Origin of the sequence: Pseudomonas sp. QS1027 (assembly GCF_002814235.1) — a bacterium.
GTDB lineage: Bacteria > Pseudomonadota > Gammaproteobacteria > Pseudomonadales > Pseudomonadaceae > Aquipseudomonas.
The window spans coordinates 61,953-80,437 of the sequence record NZ_PHSU01000004.1; the positions used below are offsets into that span (position 1 = coordinate 61,953).

Sequence of the window (18,485 nt, forward strand, 5' to 3'; positions counted from 1 at the left end):
CTTGACCAATCCGCGTCTATTTCCAGGGCACTCTGAGCGCTTTTTAGGGTGTATATATCTTAGTTGAAATAAATTGGTACATTTCGTTGACGTCATTAAATGGCCACCCTATGATCGCGCCCCGTTGATGGCATAAGGCTATCCAAAAGGATTTGCGATGTGGGGGCAGGCGCGACGCCGTTTCCCCATCAAGACCATCGACCTGCACGTTGCTGACTCGCGTTTGCGAGCGCCGGCTCAAGCCCTGTATCGATCCATGCCCTGATTTAGCGCTGCTCAATGAGCGGTGCCATCGGGCGTGAAGCGCCGTGCTTCTTTTAATTCAATTTATTGCCTTCGTTGCATCGAGATTCCGACATGGATGTTCGCCAGTTTGCCTTCCTCGTGGGTCAGCCTTCTGCTGCCCTGAAAAGCCGTGAGCACTTTTGGGGACTGCCCAAGCGCGGGCTGGCATTCATTCTGGCGAACGCGATGTTCTGGCAGCCGTTGCTGGTGCAGGCGGATGGGATTGTAGTCAGTGCGCCGGGCACCACGCTCGGCCAGGCGGGCAATGGCGTCCCCATCGTCAATATCGCCGCGCCGAATGCCCAGGGGCTGTCCCACAACCAGTTCACCGATTACAACGTCGGGGCCAACGGGGTCATCCTCAATAACGCCACGGGGCGGACCCAGTCGACGCAACTGGGCGGGATCATTCTCGGCAACCAGAACCTCAATGGCCGATCGGCCAATATCATCCTCAACGAGGTGAATGGCGCGAGTCCGAGCCAGTTGCGCGGTTATACCGAGGTGGCGGGGCAGTCGGCCCATGTGATCGTGGCCAACCCGTATGGGATCAGTTGCAACGGTTGCGGCTTTATCAACACTCCGCAGGCGACGTTGACCACCGGTAAGCCAGTGATCAGCAACGGTCAGCTCACGGGGTATCAGGTTGATCGGGGTAGCGTGTCCATCGACGGTGCAGGCCTGAACGCCAGCAATATCGACCAGTTCGAAATCATCACCCGCTCGGCCAAGCTCAATGCCGAGATCAATGCGAAGAAGCTGGCGATCATTGCCGGTGCCAACGATGTCGATGCCAAGACGCTCAAGGCCACGGCTCGTGCGGCGAATCCGGCTGATGCGCCGCAACTGGCGATCGACTCTTCGGCATTGGGCGGTATGTATGCGGGTGCTATCCGGCTGGTCGGTACTGAGGCCGGTGTGGGGGTAAAACTTGACGGCAAGATGGTTGCCAGTGGTGGGGATATCCAGCTCGATGCCAATGGTCATCTGAGCATGGTCGAGACGGGGGCGAGCGGGGCGATCAATGTCAACGCCGCGAGCCTTGAAGCCAAAGGTCCGATGTACGCCGGTACGACCCTGGATGTGAAAACCCAGGGCGATCTGACCAGTCAGAACAATCTGGTGGCCAAGGATCGCATCAGCCTCACCAGCGGCGGCCAACTGACCAACAACGGCATTATCGAAGCCGGGGTCAACGCCGACAAAACCCGCAATGCGCTTGCTGACGTCAGTATCACTGCACAGAACGTTACCAACAACGGCCAGAGCGTTATCGCCAGCCGTGATCTGAATGTCAGCGCCACGCAAGCCCTGAGCAACCAAGGTGGGACCCTGAGTGGTCAGCGGAAAACCACGGTTGTGGCTTCCACCCTGGATAACCAGAACAAGGGCCGGGTCATCAGCGCCGACACCCTGAATCTGACCGCAGACACCGTGCTCAACGCCCAGGGCGGCTTGATCAAAGGCCAGAATGCCTTGATCGCCACCCTCGGTCATCTGAACAACAACGCCGGTGAAGTCTCCAGCCAAGGCAACACCACGTTGATCCTCGGCTCGATGGACAACCTCACCGGCCTGGTCATGGCCAATAACGTTCTGGACATTACCGCCAGCGGTGCAGTGAACAACCAGAACGGTCGCCTGGGTTCGAACAATATCTTCACCTTCAAGGGCCAGTCTCTCGACAACACCCAGAAGGGGCGCGTCACCGCGCAGCAAAGCCTCGACCTGACCGCGACCCATCTTGATAACACCGGCGGCTCGGTTATCACCAATGGCCCGCTGAACCTGACCGCCGACACCGTGGACAACGCCACGGGCCGGATTTCCAGCCAGGGCGACCTGACTGCCAATGTCACCACCTTCAACCAGCAGGATGGCGCGCTGGTCACTGACGGTAACCTGACCCTGACCGGTAGTACCCTGGACAACCGCAACGCGGCGCTGATCTCCGCTAAAAAGCTGCTGACCCTGAACGTCGGCAATATCGACAATCGCGCCGGGGAAATCTCCAGCGTGCAGGCGGTCAACCTCAACGGTCAGTTCCTAAATAACAGCGAAGGCGGCAAGGTCCTTTCCGACACCGCGTTGGGCCTGAAGGTCGCGCAAGTGATCAACCAGAGCCTGGGCCAGTTGGTCAGCCAGGGCAGCACCACGCTGACCGGCAGCAGCCTGGATAACAGCGGCGGTAAACTGAGCGCCCAGTCGGGCCTGGTGATCACCCTCGACGGTGCCCTGACCAACCAGCTCTCCGGCTTGATCAGCAGCGAAGGCACCCTGACGGCTCATTCCGCCAGCCTGGATAACTCGGGCGGCAGTTTCTCCAGCGCCGGTCAATTGGGCGTCACCAGCACCGGTGTCTTGATCAACCAGGGTGGCCGACTGGTGACCGACGGCGGCATCGACCTGCACAGCGCCAGCCTCGACAACCGTCAGCAAGGCACGATCAGCGGCCAAGGCCCGGTGTCGATCACCACTGGCAACTTCGACAACAGCCACAGCGGTTTCCTCAGCAGTGCTGACCACCTGGACCTGACCACCGCCCAACTGACCAACCAGAATGGCGGCCGTATTGGCGCCGCAAAAGCCCTGACCGCCAAAGTCAGCGGGCTGGACCAGCAGGGTGGCGAACTCAAGAGTGACACCTCTGTTGCCCTGGACCTCAACCATGGCCAGTTGAACAACCAGGGCGGTGTGATTCGAGCGCCGTTGCTGGTGTTGAACAACCTCAAGGAGGTGAACAACCAGGGCGGCGAAATCTCCAGCGCCCAGGATTTCACGCTGGCCGCCGCTAGTCTGAATAACGATAACGGCCAGTTACTGAGCAACCAGCCCCTGACCCTGCGTATCGACCAGGCCCTGAGCAATATCAAGGGCATGATCGCCGCTGCCGCCGTTGATGTGCGTGCGGGCAGCCTGGATAACACAACCGGCACCCTGAGCAGCCGTGCCGGGCTGGAACTGACTGTCGACGGTCAACTGATCAACCAGAACCTGGGGCTGATCAGTGCCACCAATGGTCTGACCATCAGCAGTGCTGGACTCAACAACCAGGGCGGCAGGTTGCAAGGCAGTGCGATTAGCCTCGACCTGGCTAACGGCGACCTGAACAACGCTGCCGGCCATATCACCAGTGATGGTCAGTTGAGCATCAATCGTCTGCGCGACTTGAATAACCAAGGCGGCGAGCTGACTAGTGCGCAAAGCCTCAACCTGATCGGGCGTACGCTGGATAACAGCAATTCCGGCAAGCTGATCAGCAACAACCAGTTGACCTTGACTGCCGACAACCTGATCAACCAGAACGCTGGTTTGCTGTCGGGTTGGCAAGGTGTGACGATCAAGGCTGGTTCGCTCGATAACAGCAACAGCGGCACGGTTTCCAGCCGTAGCGGCAATGTCGATGTGACCGTCAGCGGCGCACTGCTCAACAGCAATGCCGGTGCACTGGCCAGCCAGCAAGCCTTGACCATCAAGGCGGGCAGACTCGATAACAGCGCCGGTACGCTTTCCAGTGCGGGCGCTCAAAGCCTGACTATCACGGGGCTGCTGAATAACGGTCAGGGTGGCCTGATCGACGCCGGAACACTGCTGACGCTGAACGCCATGGCCCTGAACAATAACGGCACGGTTCAGGCGCAACAGGCGTTGAGTTTCACCGGTACCGACCTCGATAACAGCAACGGCAGCCTGAGTAGCGGTGCGGCGGTCACCCTCGATCTGCTCGGTACGCTGACCAACACTCATGGCAAACTCTCCGGCGTCGGTCCGCTGGTGGTGCAACGCAGCAACCAGATCAACAACCAGGGGGGGGAACTCTCCAGTCAAAGCCTGCTGACCTTGCTCACCGGTGGCCTGGACAGCAGCAATGGCGGCCTTGTCAGTGCCAATGACAAGCTGCTGATCACCTCAGCCGGTGCGGTACAGAACGGCAATGGCGGCCTGATCGCCAGCCGTAACGGCGACCTGCAACTGAGCGCCGCCAGCCTCGGCAACGGTAAAGGCTCGCTGCAAGGGAAGGGCGCGGTCAGCCTCGACGTCAGCGGTGATATCGACAACCAGAGTGGCAAGGTGATCGCCCAGGACGGCGACCTGTTCATCAAGACGACCAACCTCGACAGCCGTGGTGGCCTGCTGTCGAGCATCAGTGGAGCGTTGACGACCCGTGTCGTCGGCGTACTGAAAAACGGCTATGACCTGAACAACAACCGCCAGGGCGGCCTGATTCAGGCCCAGCGCCTGGATTTGCAAGCTTGGGGCGGACTCGATAACTACGGTGGTCGCATTGCCGCGCAAACGGGTGATGCGCTGGTCGACACCGGGGCAGGGGACTTCGACAACCGCAATGGCGCGATCCATGCCCAAGGCCTGGTCCAGGTCTCGGGCAACAACTTCGATAACAGCGGTGATAACGACGGTCAGATTTCCGGCCGCCAGATCAACCTGAACCTCGTGGGCGCCCTGAACAACCGCCTGGGCATTATCGAGAGTGACAGTACCCTTTCGATCACTGCCGCGAGCCTGGATAACCAGACGGGCCAGTTGCGTGCACTGGGCGGTAGCGGCAAGACCGAATTCCAGATCGGCGGGTTGTTCGACAACAGCAACGGCAAGTTGGAAACCGCCAACAGCGATCTGACCCTGGGCGTTGGCAGTTTCATGAACCAGGGTGGCAGTCTGTTGCACCTGGGAAATGGCACCTTTGATACCGCCACCGCCAACATCACCAACGCCGGTGGCAGCTTTATCACACGTGGCGGCCTGACCCTGACGGCTGACAGCTGGACCAACAGCAGCGTGATTCAGGCCGGACGCCTGACGCTCAACGTCAACAACCTGACCCAGACTGGCAGCGGACAGTTGCTGGCGGCCAACAGCCTGACCGGTACCGGCGGCAACTGGAACAACGATGGTCTGATTGCCAGTGACGGCAACGTCAACCTGAGCCTGGGTGGCAGCTATACCGGCAATGGCCGTTTGAGCAGTCTGGGCACCTTGGGCCTGAGTGCTGCGCAACTGAGCCTGGGCAGTACCGGCAGCATCGCCGGTGGTGGTGATACGACCCTCAACGTCGGTAGTCAATTGAACAACTCTGGTCGGATCACTTCTGCGGCTGGGATGAGTGTTAGTGCAGGGGGAGTCAATAACTACGGAACGCTGGGCAGCTCAAAGACACTTTCGCTGAGTACACCGGCACTACTGAATGATCACGGGTTGATTTTCAGTGGCTCGGATATGGATGTGAGGGTGAACGATTTCACCAACGACAATGCTGCACTGTATAGCCTCGGAAACTTAAACCTGACAGGGACGGACGGTGGTAGGGCTAATAGTGTAAAAAATCTCGCGTCCACCATTAGTGTTGACGGTGATTTTTTGCTGGCGACAAAACTGTTTGATAATAGGGTCAAGTCTTTTGAAACTCAGGAGAAAATCATATCGGGTGACATAAAGATGTCTCTCGGGGCTGGTCCCGGCAATATGTGGGACACTCCACTTGTGTTTGAAGTGATTGAGGCTGGGCACTCTGACTCAAAGGCCGTAGGGGACGTGTCGTCGGTTTCGGTTAGGGGAGACTTTTTGGGTGATGCAACCGTCTTCTCAAATTTTGGCTCTGTTATTTCTGCGGGTAAAAATATAAGACTGAACGTTGATTCTTTTGAGAATACATCGATAGAATCGGGAGACTTTACCCGTACTAGGAACTATGTGAGTTCGGGGGACCCTTGGGCTCTTTATAATCTTGTTATCGCCGACTATGCGGGATCATATGGAGTGTTGACACGTTATGCGGAGAGAAATTCAAGGACTGAGTACCGGTATCAAGATCCAAACTGTGGAGGCGGTGATGCCGCTTGTTTTCAGCAAATTAATTATGGCCGGGACGCTGATTCGGGGCGCTATAATCCAATGTTTGGGGTTGGTCCAGAAGTCCCGGTCCCGGCATTTATTACAAATTTCCGGCTAGACAGTATGTCTACAATATATACGCGTGGCGCAAATGTGGCCTCGATTGTTCAAGCGGGACAGGCCGTAGAAATTAATGCAAAAAACACTATTCAAAATGGGGTTCTATATAATAGTACTGCCTTCGTTGGGAAGGATAATGGCGCGCAAAATACGGCCGTAGAAAAAGCGACCCGTGCGACTGTCACTAGCTTGAATTCACAGCTGCCACCTGATTTAGCTAAGCAACAGGTCAATCCACTGTCGTTGCCTGGCTTTACGCTCCCGAGCGGTTCAAATGGGTTGTTTCGCCTAAGTGGTCAGAGTGGGTCGGGTCAGCAGGGAGACCAAACTAACGCCGGGTTACCAAACTGGAACATAGGCGACACGATCAGTACTGTCGCACGTCAGCAAAGCTTGCCAAATGCGCAGGTGCGTGGCGTCCAGCTATCGGGGGCAGAGGGTGTGGTCGCTTCTGTGGGCGGCCAAAATTTGACCCGTGTTCAGGGATTGCCCGACACTTCAGGCAGGTCCAATCCGCAAAAGTACCTGATTGAAACCAACCCGGTTTTGACCGACCTCAAACAGTTCATGAGCTCGGACTATCTGTTAGCCGGATTGGGCTATAAACCCGATGAAAGCGCCAAGCGCCTGGGGGACGGTTTCTACGAGCAGAAACTGATTCAGCAGGCGGTGGTTGCGCGTACCGGGCAACGTTTTATCGACGGACAAACCTCGGACGAAAAACTGTTCAAGTACCTGATGGACAATGCCATCAGTAGCAAGCAGCAGCTTGATCTGTCGGTCGGCGTAAGCCTGACGGCCCAGCAGGTCGCGGCCCTGACTCACGACATCGTCTGGATGGAAAGGCAGGTCGTAAACGGCGAGGAAGTGCTGGTGCCGGTTCTCTACCTGGCCCAAGCCACCAACCGCTTGGCGCCGAATGGAGCGTTGATTCAGGGTACGGATGTCACCCTGATTGCCGGGGAGAACCTGGAAAGCAGCGGGACCTTGCGTGCCAGTAACAACCTCAAGGCCTCTGCGGACAATGATCTGGTCAACAACGGTCTGATCGAATCGGCCAATCGCCTGGATCTGTTGGCGGGCAACAGCATCGTCAACAAGTCAGGCGGCATCATTGCCGGGCGCGATGTGAGTCTTACCGCAACGCATGCAGATGTGCTCAACCAGCGCGATATCAGCCACTTCGATTCAGGTTTCGCACAAGACCGCGAGCACCGCGACCTCCTGGACAGCTCTGCGCGCATTGAAGCTTCCAACAATCTGAGCATCAGCGCCGGTCGAGATATTTCCAACAGTGCATCCGTGCTCAGCAGCGGCTCGGACATGAAGCTCAGCGCTGGTCGCGACGTGAACGTCAACGCGGTAGCAGAGCGCACGATGGACGCTCGAGGCGACTTCTATCTGAATCAACAGATCACCCAGCATGGCGCGGTCGTGACGGCTGGCCGTGACCTGCAAGTGAGTGCTGGGCGTGATATCAGTGCGATCGCCAGTGCTATCGAAAGCAAGCGCGATATGGCGTTAGCTTCCGATGGCGACATCCGCATTGAGTCTGCTGCAAACGAAAGTCAATTTGCCTCACGGGGCAGAAGCACACTGGAAACGCGCAGTGTCAGCCAGCAATCCAGCGAGCTCAAAGCGGGGGGCAATATTTCTGTCGACTCAGGTAAAGACCTCGACATTATTGCCAGTCGTATAAAGGCAGGTGGCGATATTGCCTTGGATGCGGTCCAGGACATGACCATCGCTTCCGCCAAGAACGAAAGCTCTTATTACTATTACAAAAAGAGCAGTGGGTCGTTTGGTCGAAGCAGCAGTAAGCAGGTTGAGAGCTACGACAGCACCAACGTAGCTTCGGTGATCGATGCTGGACACGACCTGACGGTTAACGCTACCAAGGCAGCAAACGGCAGCGTCAGCATCAACGGCGGCCGGGACCTCAGCATCATTGGTAGTAAACTCAAGGCGGGTGACGACCTGATATTGGCTGCGACCAATAATGTGGCGGTGCTTTCAGGTGTTGAAGAACACGGTTCCTATAGCAAGAAAACCAGCTCTGGGTTCCTGGGGCTCTCCAAAAGCGGAAAGAGCCAACTGCAAACGACGGCTTCTCAGGTAGGTAGCGAGCTGGATGCTGGCAACGATGTGGTTGTAGCATCTGGCAACGATATCCGTCTTCGCGCCAGTCAGATGGCGGCTGGTAACGATGTTGAGTTGAGAGCAGGCCTCGTTAACAAGGCGGGTGACATCAACCTGGTTTCGGCCAACGACACCGCCTACAGCAAAACTGAGGAATACAAGAAGAAAACCGGCCTTTCTGTCTCGGGCGGTTTCATTTCCTTCTCCTCGGCCAAAGAGGCCGGTCGTGAGGCTCAAAGCAGTACCAGTGTGGGCAGTCATGTCATTGCTGATCGTGACGCAACCTTGCAGGCCGAGCGCGATATCAACGTGAGTGGCAGCGGTATCAAGGCAGGGCGTAACGTCAGTCTGGATGCTGGGCGCGATGTGAATGTCGTTGCGGCACAGAACAGCACTGCGCAGCAGGACTGGGAAAAGAAAAAACAGTCTGGCATTGGGTTTTCCGGTGACGATAACGGCATCACTGCTTTTGTCGGGACGGAGATCAAGAACGAGAAAAATCGGAAAGAGCAACAAACTGCCGCCGCCAGTCAGATCGATGCAGGTGAGAACCTGACTGTTAACGCCAAGCGCGATATCAATCAGGTTGGCTCTGATCTCAGAGCCGCCAATGACATCAATCTGGCGTCTGGACGCAACATCAACATTGATGCAGCCCGTGAAACACTGCTTACAGAACAACAGCGCGAGGTCGAACGGAACGGGGTTAGTGCGACCATCAACCACAATTTCGGTAAAACTAAAGACGCCGTCAACGGAGCTGGCAAGGGAGAGGACGATGTCAGCAAGGGCTCAAGCACGCTTAAGGCTGTAGATGCGGTCAGTCAGTTTCTCGCAGGCCCAACTGCTGACGATAAGATCGGCAATAGCAAGCAAAGTGCTACCCAGCAGGTCATTGAGCAAACCAACCGCTCTTCCACGCTGAATGCAGGTAACGATCTTAATATCACTGCAAACAATGATGTATTGATGCGCGGCGGCCAATTGGATACTGGGCGCGACATCAACATCAAGGGGCGTGATATTACTCTTGATGTTGCTAAAGGCAGTACCGGTCAGGATACCCAGGAAAGTCAGAGTTGGGGAGGGATCCATGGCGGGACCAGTGGTGGCTTTAAAGTCGGCATAGGCGGGAGCCATGGCGTAGCGAGCGGTGATAGCAGCCAAAGCTCATCAGCGGTCACCCAGCTTGGTGCCGGAAGGGATGTAAATCTGCAGGCCAGCAATGACCTGAGTCTTATCGGGACCCAAGTCAATACCGGTCGGGATATCGATCTCAATGCCGGAAATGAACTGAATATTCGTTCTGCTCAGAACAGTAGTTCCAGCGAGAACAACAGGAGCAGCGGAGGTGGAGAAGTTGGTTTTTCCGTCGGTTCTCAGGGGGTGGGTGTATATGCCAGTGTCAGTCTGGGTAAGGGCAATCTTGAACGAGAGGGAGAGCATCAGCAGGAGGCTTATCTTTATGCTGGAGATCGCCTCAGCTTTACCAGTGGGAAGGACACAAATATTAAAGGTGCCAACTTACGTGGCAATGAGGTTGTCGGCCGAGTTGGTGGTGATCTCAATGTTTCCTCGGCAGTGGATACGGGGACGATCAAAGGCAAAGAGTTTGACATCAACGCTACCGTCACTGTAGGGCTGGGAGTGAGTGCTAGCGGTTCGGTTGGTTACGGTGAGACAGCGGGTAAAACAAATTGGGTCCAGCAGCAAACAAGCATTACTGCGAAAGATAAAGTTGATGTTCGTACAGAAAGCCACACCCAAATTGATGGCGCACTCATTGCTTCTGATAGCGGTAATCTTAAACTGGATACCCGCACCTTAGGCTTCAGCGATATTGCCGGAAAGGACAAAGAACACGGCTATTACCTGAATATTGGCGGCTCTTACAATAACGGCGATGGTGGTGTCCAAGATAGTAGCCAGGTCGGTAAGGGGGCGGAGGGTAAGAATGGGTGGAGTATTGAGGGTTATAATTATGAAAAAGATCGTCAACAAATTGTGCGAGCAACTGTGGGTGCTGGTGAAGTTGCCGTTCGTAAAGATGCTGAGACAGGTAGTAACTCCGTCGCAGGATTAAATCGAAATGTAGATAAATCGTATGAAGTCACTAGGGATAAAGAAAAGAGAACTGATATCTACGCTTCAGGCACATCTGTAGCAGCGGTGTTAAGTCCGAAAGAAACATTTAATCAGTGGCAAAAAAATATCGCGTCGTACGGTGAGAAAAGCGAAAACGCTGCGATTAGTCTGATCGATTTGCTTATGGTAATGCCGCTGCTAGTAGATGATTCAATTAATGATAAGGAAATGAAGAGCACCATTTTCTACATGCAGGCAAGGGAGAATCGTCAGAAACTCATGAGCAGTGATCCTGTCAAAAGGGCTGAGGTGCTGCGGGCTCTATTAGTTAATGCAAATGTGGAGTTTGATGCAAATGCGGAAGCTCTTTTGGCGCGCCTTACCGACATGTCTGGCACGGATCTTAACGGTGCTTTGAAGTCTATACAGCTTCTGGCTGAACTGAATAAGCAGGAAAAATTAGATGTCTTGTATTTTGGTCCATTAGTCCCTGTTGCTCTTGGTGCTGCTTCCGCTTTAGGTGCGTTGCTTGCTTCTGCTGCAGCAACACCTGAGAATTTAGAGCGTATGAGAGAGGCCGCTAATGCTGTTGCAAGTGCTGCTTCTAAAGTGGGAAAGTCAGCGACAGAGCAGGCCAGGATATCGATTGAACTTTGGAAGTTTCTATTTGGTACACATTTCCCTGGTTTCTTGCTTAATGATGAAAATCAAAAGCTGGTCAACCCGATTGTCGATATTCAGGGCCCCAACCCTGCGAGTGGAGGATTTTTGGGGGGGGCTCAACCTTCCTCGCCTACGAATACTGGTGGCAGTCAAATCGTTGACTCTAAAGGGACTGGCTATACCAATCCGGTGACGGACCTTCCTTCGCCTGACGTTATGTATAATAGCGATGGCAGCAAAATCACATACGGCGAGCATGCTAAAATTAGGAATGCTGAAGGGCGTCCAGTAGGATTGGTCGTCAATGATATTCAAACGGCACGCCCATCAGATATTCTCGTTCAAGATGATGGGCGTTGGGTCATCAAGGGTGGTAATGGTCGGATACATATTTTAGAGCCAAATGGGGAGGTGGTGACTTCGTTTTCAAATCCTAACGCTAATACAAACAGCCGGATTCAGAGGGGGGAGTGGGCTCGGGCCTCTCAAGATGAGTTGAAAAAATTTGAAAATCAATTTTCTGATTATGTAAAGTGGTGATTATGGAAATTATAAGTAAAGAGTGCATAGCAAGCGTGACACTTTTTGATCTTAAGGTTTCAGAGGGCGAGTTAATGGTATTTGCCGATTGTATGAGGCTTGTCATGGAGAGGTTTAGCGACTCCGATATTGCTGCTTTAACTGTTTGTGAGTCCAAAGAGGAGCTTTCATATTTTCTTTCAGGAGTGACCGATACTCTGAAGGAAATGGTGCGTCAGGAGTATCTGCCCGATAGGTTTAAAGGCAAGTTGTAGTGGGATTTAAAAACTGACCGAGTTGCAGGAGATCGAGTGTCAGGCTCAACCGGTCAGTGTAGCAAGATCGCGTGTCGTATAGGTGATTAATATGAAGAGTGTTACTGGAAAAAGGGGGCGGATTTTAATGGCGCTTACTTAACGGCTAAGTACTTGAGTCGAAAGCAGAAAGTGAAGCAGACAGGTCTTCGATAGAAGGGGCCGCTGAGCCCAGCATACCCACTTTTTCTTATAGCAATAAGTTGAAATGTCGAATGGCGTTCACGAAACGGGGAGGCTTGCTCCCCGTCCCGGACCCGATGTGGTATCAGCCACTGACATCTGTCATACGTTTATCCGGCACCGAATCCACCCACAGTTGCGCCATTTCAATCCGGAAAAGGGGACGGGAAAAGGGGACAGATTTATTTTCTCCTCCGTTTGCTATGCTGATATCTCCACGGAAGGAGGTTTTATGCCAAGAATGGGACGTGTTGTCTTACCAAACTACCCTCATCACATTGTTCAGCGAGGGCACAATCGTCAGGTTGTGTTTGCGGAGGCTGGTGATTTTCAGCGTTATTTGTACGATTTGCGTGAGCTTAAGAACGCATTCGGGGTCAAGGTCTACGCGTACTGTCTGATGACTAATCATGTACATCTGTTACTGGCTCCCGATGAGTCTACTGCTGGTCTAGGGCGGTTGATGAAGTTGAGGCGGCTACGGGCTTACGGATAGAGCTGCGTGGGCAAGGAAGGCCTGCCCGTCGTATCTAAAAAATCTGAAAAATAAATCTGTCCCCTGTTTCTGCTTTTTCTGCTTAGGCTTTGAGAAGATTAATGAAACTGTTCACGGTGGCCAGGCTGTATTTAAGAACGGGAAAGATTACATTACTAGAGATCTTGATGGGCATAATGGTGGAACGTGGAAAATGGCAGATTCGGTTAAGGCTCTTGGGAGTAAGGAAACGCGGGCAGGAACTTTTGATGTCAATCTCAACCGTATAGGTGATTAATATGAAAAATGATGCTGGGCAACCGGATTGGATTGTCAGGGGAAAGACAGTTAAACAATTGATAAAGGAGCTTCAAGGGTTCGAGGATCAGGAACTCTTGGTCGAAATTTCAGTTGATGACGGGGAGACAAAAAAACCTATAAGTCTCGTCAAAAAATATGGAGGGGTATGTCTGCTGGTGAATTGCGAGACGAGATATGTATAATTCGCAGGAATTAAGAGCGAAAGGGGGGGCGCTCATTGGCCAGTCTTGAGTCAAGTCTGAAAATAACCATTCCCTGCGGTTTTTTAACTGCAGGGTTTACTCTTCAGCTCAAATTGACCGTTGAACCTGTTTCCTCCTTGCTGACTACGAACGAGTCGTGCCTGACGCCCATATGGATCAAACGGCCGCGATACAATATATGCCGCCCTGACAGTAACTACCCAGAGAAACGTTGATGCCGCCAATGTTCAAAACATGTCACAGAACTGTGGCTCGGCAAAGCACGTTCAGACCCAGCGGGCTCACTTGGAGACGACCAGGTTACAACACGCTCAGGCGGGGATAGCCGGACGCCACTCGGGCTTCATGGTTCACGCCCAGTCTCTTTTTTGGTTCGGCTGAGTATAACCGATTGCGGAAGGGGAAAATGTGAGTAATTTAACTTTGGAGCTTTATCCGATTCAAAGCGGCGATAGAAATATCGTTCCGGCAAAGGGTGAGTTACTGTCGCGGATTGTATTGAAGGTGCGAGATTGTGCTGGAGTCGAATTTATAATTTTTAATGTAAATTGGGGTGCTTGGGGCTTGATTGATTGGCTTCTTCTTAATGAAAAGGATATTTTGTCTGAGAGGTTTCCTTTTGTTGAAGCGGGCGCTCTGGTTGAGTCAGTTTGTAGCGCATTGGACAATGAACTATCCGATGTTGAAGAGGATTTGTTGTATGAGTATCGTACTCGGCATGACGTTCGATTTGCACTTCGAGGTGTAGATGTTCCATCTGTATTATTGGGGGTTGGTGCCCAAGGTGGAGAGGTCTCTATGTATTTCGAAAATAAGTGTTTGAGATTTTCTGTGGACTTTGATGGTTTTTTAGTTCGGCTAAGAAAAGTGGCGGCTTCTATAAATGCTGGTTTGGGTGTGGGGTATTTGGAGAGTTTTGTTGTAGTGGGCGGATAGAGGAAAAGAGGAACAGAGGAAAAGGGGACAGATTTATTTTCTCCTCCGTTTGCTATGCTGATACCTCCACGGAAGGAGGTTTTATGCCAAGAATGGGACGTGTTGTCTTACCAAACTACCCTCATCACATTGTTCAGCGAGGGCACAATCGTCAGGTTGTGTTTGCGGAGGCTGGTGATTTTCAGCGTTATCTGTACGATTTGCGTGAGCTTAAGAACGCATTCGGGGTCAAGGTCTACGCGTACTGTCTGATGACTAATCATGTACATCTGTTACTGGCTCCCGATGAGTCTACTGCTGGTCTAGGGCAGTTGATGAAAGCTTTGGCTGCACGAATGACGCGCTATCGAAATAAGCTGGAAGGGCGTTCCGGCACGCTGTGGGAAGGTCGTTACAAATCAAGCCTTGTGTAATCAGATTGCTATCTGCTTGCATGCAGTCGTTACATTGAGCTAAATCCAGTTCGCGCTAGAATGGTTTCTCAACCCGAAGATTATGTTTGGTCAAGTTACTCGTTACACTTTGGTGAGCAGGCTCGCGATAATTGGCTTGACACGGATCCTTGTTTTGAAGCTCTCGCTCATACCTTGGAGGAACGGAGACTTAAATATTGGGACTTTGTGAGTCAGGGTGTTTCATCTGGAGAGTTGAGATTGATTCGAGAAGCTTTACAGCGCGGGGAGCTGACTGGGAGCACTCGTTTTATTGATGAAATTGAGGCGGCTATGGGCTTACGGATAGAGCTGCGTGGGCAAGGAAGGCCAGCCCGTTGTATCTAAAAAATCTGAAAAATAAATCTGTCCCCTTTTTTCCCATCCCCTTTTTCCCGCTTTTTCCCGTCCCTTTTTCCCTAATCAAACTGTGGGGCAGACGACCGTAAAATTTAATCGGGTAGATCCTGGTTCGGCGAGACCTGATACCATGGAATTGACTTATACTATAGATGGAAAAACTAAGACTTTATTCTTTGAGAATGAGGCTAATAAAATTTCTGGGGGTATTGAATGATTAGTAAGGATCTTGAGTTGGTGAAAGAGATTTTTGCTTTGGTTGAGTGCGGGATTGTGAATGGCTATGACTCTTTTCGTTATGAAATTGAAGTTGGTGAGGGTTATATGGACGCCGAGCTTACCGTTGAGAATAATGATGTTGAGGTGACAAATGCCGAAACCGATTTCAATGGCGCGGTTTTATATGGCTTGGTAAGAAAACTAAAGAGCAGTGCAAAGGAGCGCGGCGAGGACTGGACTTCGTTTGTGATTTCTTATAAGCGCGGTGAAAAGGTTGTGACTAACTTTAAATATTAAAGGAGAAGGTGGGTGATGGCGCTTACTTAACAGCTAAGTACTTGAGTCGAAAGCAGAAAGTGAAGCAGACCGGTCTTCGAGAGAAGGGGTAACTGAGCCCAACATACCCACGTTTCTTTATAGCAATAAGCTGAAATGTCGAGTGGTGTTCACGAAACGGGGAGGCTTGCTCCCCGTCCCGGACCCGATGTGGTATCAGCCACTGACATCTGTCATACGTTTATCCAGCACCGAATCCACCCACAATTGCGCCAGTTCAATCAAATGCACCACACCCATTGCCACCTTGCGATTGGCGCCGGTCTGGTTGTCGGCGTTTTCATAGGCCGTGGCCGCAGCGGATTGTAGGATGGAGTAAGCATTGACCAAGGCCTCTTCCTGGCTTTTCGCCTCAGGTAACAGATCCCGTGTGGAGGTCGCACGGGTGGGGTTCGGACTTGCACCGGGCGTCAGGTTGTAATGGGCAAATGCACGCTCAGCTGCTTGCGGATCGATGGCATCGGCACTGGATAAAGTAGGTGGGTTGGGGGTGACCTTGAACATAGAGTGAGTACTCCCGATCTGTTGAGGGAGCCGTCACCATCGCTGCTAAACGAGAGGGTGGCAGCCGTACGCAGGTTAGCAGACCGGTGATCAGGAAACCCGGCGCACCGAAGTGCCCTGCGCACGACCACCATAAAACGGAGGCTGAAAAAAAGCGCCTCGTAGAAGGTGGCGCCGTGCGCCTGATCTCACTGGGCTGCTAAACCCGATCACTGAATTGGCAGTGACGAAATGAAGCCTAGCCGCGAGATCAGGCACAAACAAGCGCTCAGGATTTTCTAGGAAATTTCACTCAAGGGAAAGAGAGTTATCTTGGTTGGATAACCCGATTGCAACCTCACTTATCTCTCCACATAAAAAAGCTTGCGGAATATATCGTCGATATTTGGCGCAGAGGGCCTTGCGTGGCTTGTGCGCTTGGCCCGCATTCAGCCTTCTGATTTCTTGACGCCATATTGTCACCACCTTATGATGCGGCCACTAATTTGATATCAAATGTTTCAAGGAATGAACATGTGTGTTTCCACCCTCGGGATGAGGTCCCCCGCGGCCATGCCGTGCCGTTACCCGAGCCTCTTCGTTTCTTCGAAATCTCCCCGTTCAAAACCCTGGAGCGCTTTCAGCAGCCTCCGGTGATAGCCCCTTGATGATCACAGGTCCGGCTTCGCCCACGGTGAAGGCCGTAGCCTTGCTGTTCGCCTGAAATATCCGTCCGTTTCCCAATATCCCCAGGTCCGATTTTTCCCAGGAGTGTGTTGCATGAAAAAAATCTCACAGGTCGTCATTTTTGGGATGGCAGCGATCACGCTGACGTCCATCGGCGGCTGTGCCACCGAGAGCTCACGAGCGTTGCCGGTGCAGCAAGTGGAAACCGCCAACCAGGCTTACGCCGGTGTTCGTACCCCCATCGCCGTCGGCAAGTTCGATAACCGTTCCAGCTATATGCGTGGGATCTTTTCCGATGGTGTCGACCGTCTCGGCGGTCAGGCCAAGACCATCCTGATCACTCATTTGCAGCAGACCAACCGCTTCAGCGTGCTGGACCGCGACAACCTGGCGGAGATCCAGCAGGAAGCGAATATCAAGTCCCAGTCCCAGAAACTCAAGGGCGCGGATTTTGTGGTCACCGGCGACGTCACCGAGTTCGGCCGCAAGGAAACCGGCGATCGCCAGTTGTTCGGCATTCTCGGTCGCGGCAAGACCCAGGTGGCTTACGCCAAGGTCGCCCTGAATATCGTCAATATCGTCACCTCGGAAGTGGTGTATTCCAGCCAGGGCGCGGGTGAGTACGCGCTGTCCAACCGCGAAGTCATCGGTTTCGGCGGGACTGCCAGCTACGACTCGACCCTCAATGGCAAGGTCCTGGACCTGGCCATGCGCGAAGCCGTGAACAAGATGGTTCAGGCGATCGACAGTGGTGCCTGGAAACCGGGCCGGCCATAAGTATTTCTACAACAAGGACAGGGAGCTTCACGCGTCATGGGTAAAAAGTTCGGTTTGCTAGGTTACATCGTGGCAATAGCAGCAGGCGGCGCCTTGTTGGCGGGCTGCGCTCCGCAGGTCAAGACGCTGTATCAGTGGGAAGGCTATCAGCCTCAGGTTTACCAGTACTTCAACGGTGAGGCCAAGGAGGCGCAAGTCGAGGCCCTGGAAGCCGACTTGCAGAAGATCAAGGCCACCAATCGAGCCGCGCCACCGGGTTATCACGCCCACCTGGGCATGCTCTACGGCAGCCTTGGCAAGGACGACCAGATGGTGCAGCAGTTCCAGACCGAGAAAGCGTTGTTCCCAGAATCGACGGCTTACATGGACTTTTTGTTGAGCAACGCCAAGAAGGGGATCAAGCAATGAATCCGCGTTTTCTGAATGCATTGGCCGCTCTGCTGCTGGTGAGTCTGCTGGGTGGTTGCGCAGCCCCCAAGACGGTGGATTATTCGGCCTACAAGCAGGCTCGCCCAAGGACGATCCTGGTATTGCCACCCCTGAACGAATCTCCGGATATCAAGGCCACCTACAGCCTGTTGTCCCAGGTGACATTCCCGCTGGCGGAAGCCGGTTATTACGTCATGCCGGTGGCGCTGGTGGATGAAACTTTCCAGCAGAACGGCCTGAACACGCCAACCGACATCCACAACACTTCGCCGGCAAAGCTGAAGGAAATCTTCGGCGCGGATGCGGCCTTGTACATCACGGTGACCCAGTACGGTACGCAGTACCGGGTGATCAGCAGCGCGACCATTGTGACGGCCAGTGCCAGGCTGGTGGACCTCAAGACCGGGACCGCGCTTTGGACCGGCAGCGCCACGGCTTCCAGCGAGGAGGGGAATAACAACAGTGGTGGCGGTCTGGTCGGTGCGCTGATCACCGCAGCGGTCAAGCAGATCATCAACAGTGCCAACGACGTGAGCCATCCCATTGCCGGGATCACCAGTCAGCGGCTGTTGTCCGCGGGGCATCCAGCAGGTTTGTTGTATGGCCCACGCTCGCCGAAGTACGGCACGGACTGAGGCCGAGAGTAAAAGGGAGGCGGATCGCAATCTGC

General features: G+C 53.5%; 9 protein-coding genes and 2 pseudogenes. 10 read left to right on the plus strand and 1 reads right to left on the minus strand.

Annotated features, from left to right (window positions below; translation table 11 throughout):
- The first annotated feature begins 357 nt into the window (after positions 1-357).
- From CWE01_RS04140 to CWE01_RS04170, 7 genes and pseudogenes are all read left to right on the plus strand, one after another.
- A complete protein-coding gene (locus tag CWE01_RS04140; RefSeq protein WP_100939267.1) occupies positions 358-11,682 on the plus strand; it encodes a hemagglutinin repeat-containing protein in 11,325 nt (3,774 codons plus the stop codon).
- 2 nt (positions 11,683-11,684) lie between these two features.
- Positions 11,685-11,936 (plus strand): hypothetical protein, encoded by a 252-nt coding sequence (locus CWE01_RS04145; protein ID WP_100939268.1) that lies wholly within the window; start codon positions 11,685-11,687, stop codon positions 11,934-11,936.
- 454 nt (positions 11,937-12,390) lie between these two features.
- Positions 12,391-12,627, plus strand: a pseudogene (locus tag CWE01_RS04150) (transposase); the annotation flags it as partial.
- A gap of 70 nt (positions 12,628-12,697) precedes the next feature.
- Positions 12,698-12,931, plus strand: coding sequence for a toxin C-terminal domain-containing protein (locus CWE01_RS04155; protein ID WP_100939269.1), 234 nt, complete (start codon positions 12,698-12,700; stop codon positions 12,929-12,931).
- Positions 12,932-13,565: 634 nt separating this feature from the next.
- Positions 13,566-14,093 carry a hypothetical protein gene (locus CWE01_RS33245; RefSeq protein ID WP_157815183.1) on the plus strand — a complete coding sequence of 176 codons (528 nt, stop codon included), beginning with the start codon at positions 13,566-13,568 and terminating at the stop codon, positions 14,091-14,093.
- 83 nt (positions 14,094-14,176) lie between these two features.
- A pseudogene (locus CWE01_RS04165) lies at positions 14,177-14,872 on the plus strand (transposase).
- A gap of 249 nt (positions 14,873-15,121) precedes the next feature.
- Positions 15,122-15,400 (plus strand): hypothetical protein, encoded by a 279-nt coding sequence (locus tag CWE01_RS04170; protein ID WP_371917128.1) that lies wholly within the window; start codon positions 15,122-15,124, stop codon positions 15,398-15,400.
- Positions 15,401-15,595: 195 nt separating this feature from the next.
- On the opposite strand, the gene CWE01_RS04175 is transcribed toward CWE01_RS04170, so the two are convergent.
- Positions 15,596-15,943 carry a DUF6124 family protein gene (locus CWE01_RS04175; protein WP_100939272.1) on the minus strand — a complete coding sequence of 116 codons (348 nt, stop codon included), beginning with the start codon at positions 15,941-15,943 and terminating at the stop codon, positions 15,596-15,598.
- A gap of 759 nt (positions 15,944-16,702) precedes the next feature.
- On the opposite strand from CWE01_RS04175, the gene CWE01_RS04180 reads away from it, so the two are divergent.
- Genes CWE01_RS04180 through CWE01_RS04190 form a run of 3 tightly spaced genes read left to right on the plus strand, consistent with a single transcriptional unit; the run spans position 16,703 to position 18,450 of the window.
- The gene (locus CWE01_RS04180) at positions 16,703-17,386 is read left to right on the plus strand and encodes a CsgG/HfaB family protein (protein WP_100939273.1); all 684 of its coding nucleotides are present in this window, start codon (positions 16,703-16,705) and stop codon (positions 17,384-17,386) included.
- A 36-nt stretch (positions 17,387-17,422) separates the two neighbouring features.
- Positions 17,423-17,794 carry a DUF4810 domain-containing protein gene (locus CWE01_RS04185; RefSeq protein WP_100939274.1) on the plus strand — a complete coding sequence of 124 codons (372 nt, stop codon included), beginning with the start codon at positions 17,423-17,425 and terminating at the stop codon, positions 17,792-17,794.
- Positions 17,791-18,450, plus strand: coding sequence for a DUF799 domain-containing protein (locus tag CWE01_RS04190; protein WP_100939275.1), 660 nt, complete (start codon positions 17,791-17,793; stop codon positions 18,448-18,450). The genes CWE01_RS04185 and CWE01_RS04190 overlap by 4 nt, the downstream gene beginning before the upstream one ends.
- The last annotated feature ends 35 nt before the right edge of the window (positions 18,451-18,485 follow it).